The organism is Loktanella sp. DJP18 (genome assembly GCF_049310965.1).
Lineage (GTDB): Bacteria > Pseudomonadota > Alphaproteobacteria > Rhodobacterales > Rhodobacteraceae > Loktanella.
Genome location: NZ_JBMERN010000238.1, coordinates 1 through 3,012, shown reverse-complemented (window position 1 = coordinate 3,012; position 3,012 = coordinate 1). Strand labels below are relative to the sequence as shown.

Here is a 3,012-nt window from a genome sequence, read left to right as displayed (position 1 = left end):
CCCCTTACCGGGAGACCGAACGGCATGTCTCAAAAGTCATGTCCAACTACGAGCGTCAGTGGCGGCGCATTTCCTCACAGGAGTAATCCACCTTGAACATGAATGCCTATCGGGCAGGCGCGCTTTGCGCCAGTGCCCTGATCCTTTGCGCCTATGGCACAGACCTGTCGGCGCAAGATATTGACTTCACGAAGGCCGAAAATGCGGGCAACCAGGTCGTTGCTTTCATGCGTGGCCCTCTGGCGACCATTGCGTTCGTGATAGCACTTGCGGCGGCAGGCTTCATGGCCGCGATGAACCGGATCAGCTGGGCGTGGCCCGGTGCTGTGATCCTCGGTGCCGTGCTGGTGTTCGGCGGCCCAGCCTTTGTCGACAGCCTGCGGTCGATCCTGTCGTAATGGAAGAAACCGTCGTCATAAAAGGGCTGACCCGGCAGGCCAAAATGGCTGGCCTGCCCCTGCCCTACTTCATGACGGTGGTTGGCCTGACCGTGCTGCCGTTCATGGTCACGAAGGCGCTGCTGTGGCTGCCAACCTTCGCGATCTGGTATTTCGGCGCACGGTCAATCACCGCGATCAACCCCAACGGTCACAGACTGATTGCCATGCGGTTGCGTCATTTGCCGCAAAGTTTTGGCCGCACCCCTATCCGTTTCCAACGCTCCACAAAGGGCCGTGCATCCGATGTATGAACTTTACCGCAAGATGCCCTACGGGGTCGAATTTGACGACAAGACGATGATCCTGCGCGACGGGTCGGTCTGCGCTGCGTTCGAAGTGAATGGCATTGATGCGGACACGTCGGATTCCTCCGACGTGCTGGACCTGCGCGCCCGCGTGTCCCAAATCCTCAACGGTCTGGACGAAAGTTTCAGCTTCTTCATCCACCGCTTCCGCCGCGATGTGCAGATCAGCGGCTACACCAAGCCGGTGCATCCCTTCGCCCATGCGGTCGATGATGCGTGGTTCGACGGGTTGAACGCCAGCCAGCCGAAAGAGGCCGTGATCGTCCTGACGATTGTGCGGGCGAATAATAATGCGCTGCGGGTGCCGCTGCTCGGCAAAGCCCTCAAGCGGGTCGGTCGGAAAAATCTGACGGAACTGGCCGGATCACTTTCTGAACTGACGTCGGTGTTTGCCGACGCCCTGAACGTCACCCTGTCACCGCTGTCTATCTCTGACGGTGCGTTCGGGTCGGCCATGGCGGTGCTGAACTTCCAGCCCTACGCGCCCATGCGCCGTGGTCTTATGACGCTCGTGGCGCAAGACGTGAGCGACGTGTCGCTGGAATTTGGTCTGGACGGCATTGTCGATGTGAACGACGGCGAAGCGGTCGCGGCGGTTGTCAGCGTCAAAGAAAACCCGACTACGACGACACCCGGCGCCCTCGATGCCTTGGGTGCGCTGGACGACGTTGTTGTGGTGCATAGCTATGCCCCGATCCACCGGGACAACATTGTAGAACAAGCCCGCACCCGCATCCTTCAGATGCAGGCCAGTAACGACCTGGCACAACGTGTGGAAAATCAGCTTGTTGAGGCCGTAGACAGGATCGAGTCGGGCGAACTCGGTGTAGGCGAGTATCGCCTGACGATCCTCGTCCGCGCACCTGACCGCAAAGAACTCGACGCCCGCATGTCTGATGTCATGAGCATTTGCCAGCGGGCCGGGTTTCGGATGCTGCGCGACCGTGCGGCGACGGCCACCGAACTTCTGTCCTGCCACCCCGGCAACGGCCACATGACGGCCCGTTCGTCCTATGTGACCTCGGAGACATTTGCCGATCTGGCGAGCCTGCACGGCGCTGACATTGGCGCAGGCGTTGGTGAAGTGCCATGGAACGAACCGATCACGGTTCTGGAAACCGAACGCGGCACACCCTACCGCTTCAACCTGCACCCGCGCGGTCTGCCCAATGCCGAACCGACGAACGGCCACACCCTCGTTCTGGGGCCGTCGAACGGCGGCAAGACGACCACCACCCTGTTCCTCGCGGCGCAAGCTCTCCGGCACGGCGGGCGGCTGATCGCACTGGACAAGGACCGGGCGATGGAAATGCCGATCCGGGCGATGGGCGGCACCTACGCCGCGGTGAAGGTGGGCGAGCCGACCGGCCTCAATCCCCTGCTGACCGAAACCGGCCCGCGTGGCGAAGCATGGCTTCTAGGCTGGTTCTCGGCCCTGCTCGAAACCACCGGCAAAAAGCTGGAACCGACACAGAGCCAAGCCCTCAAAAGCGCAATTCGTCAAAATGCCTCCGCGCCTGACAGCCTCAAGAATTTCTCGCAATTCGTGTCGCTGATCGGTGACGCCGACGACGGCAACGACCTCGCCCTGCGGGTCCGCGAGTGGGGGCCTGACGGGCGCTATGCGTGGGTATTCGGTGAGAGTGACGATGTGTTGGTCAACTTCGGGGCCAACGACGTGACAGCCCTCGATCTGACGGAAGTGCTGCCGGCAGGGACGGAACGCACGGCCATTCTGGCCTACCTGTTCCGCGCCCTCGAAATGGTCATGGAAGAAAAGCGGCCGATGGTGCTGTTGGTCGATGAAGCGTGGCAGGTTCTAGATGATCCCTACTTCGCGGAGGAAATGAAAAAATGGCTCGTCACGGCACGGAAGATGAACGTGGTCGTGGTGATGCTGACGCAGTTTCCGTCACAGATTCAGCAATCGGCGGCGAAGTCGATCCTTGAAGGTCTGCCGAACCAACTGATCTTTCCGAACCACCGCGCCGAACCCGGTCACTATGACGGCATGTCCATGTCGGACGGCGAGCTGTCATTCATCCTCTCCAAGTCGTTGCAGGGCCGCAAGGCGCTGCATCGCACGGATACCGGATCGACCATCCTCGATGTGGACCTGGGGCGGCTCGGCCCGCTGCTGACGGTGTTGGGTGGCGGACGGTCTGGGTCTGCCCGGTTTGGCAACGACTACCGCGACCGTCCCGACTTCTGGCGTGACCAGAACACCTCCGATGATCCTGAAACTTCGCTTGAAAGGCTTGCTCATG

The 3,012-nt window shown here is 61.1% G+C and carries 3 protein-coding genes; all 3 read left to right on the top strand.

Translation table 11 applies throughout. From position 1 onward, the window contains the following. The first annotated feature begins 98 nt into the window (after positions 1–98). Positions 99–398 (top strand): TrbC/VirB2 family protein, encoded by a 300-nt coding sequence (locus ACOI1H_RS24490; protein WP_422440843.1) that lies wholly within the window; start codon positions 99–101, stop codon positions 396–398. Then, a complete protein-coding gene (locus ACOI1H_RS24485; RefSeq protein WP_422440841.1) occupies positions 398–691 on the top strand; it encodes a VirB3 family type IV secretion system protein in 294 nt (97 codons plus the stop codon). Before ACOI1H_RS24490 ends, ACOI1H_RS24485 begins: the two co-directional genes overlap by 1 nt. Continuing rightward, the coding region (locus tag ACOI1H_RS24480) for a hypothetical protein (RefSeq protein WP_422440839.1) at positions 684–3,012 on the top strand (2,329 nt) is incomplete at its 3' end. The genes ACOI1H_RS24485 and ACOI1H_RS24480, both read left to right, overlap by 8 nt.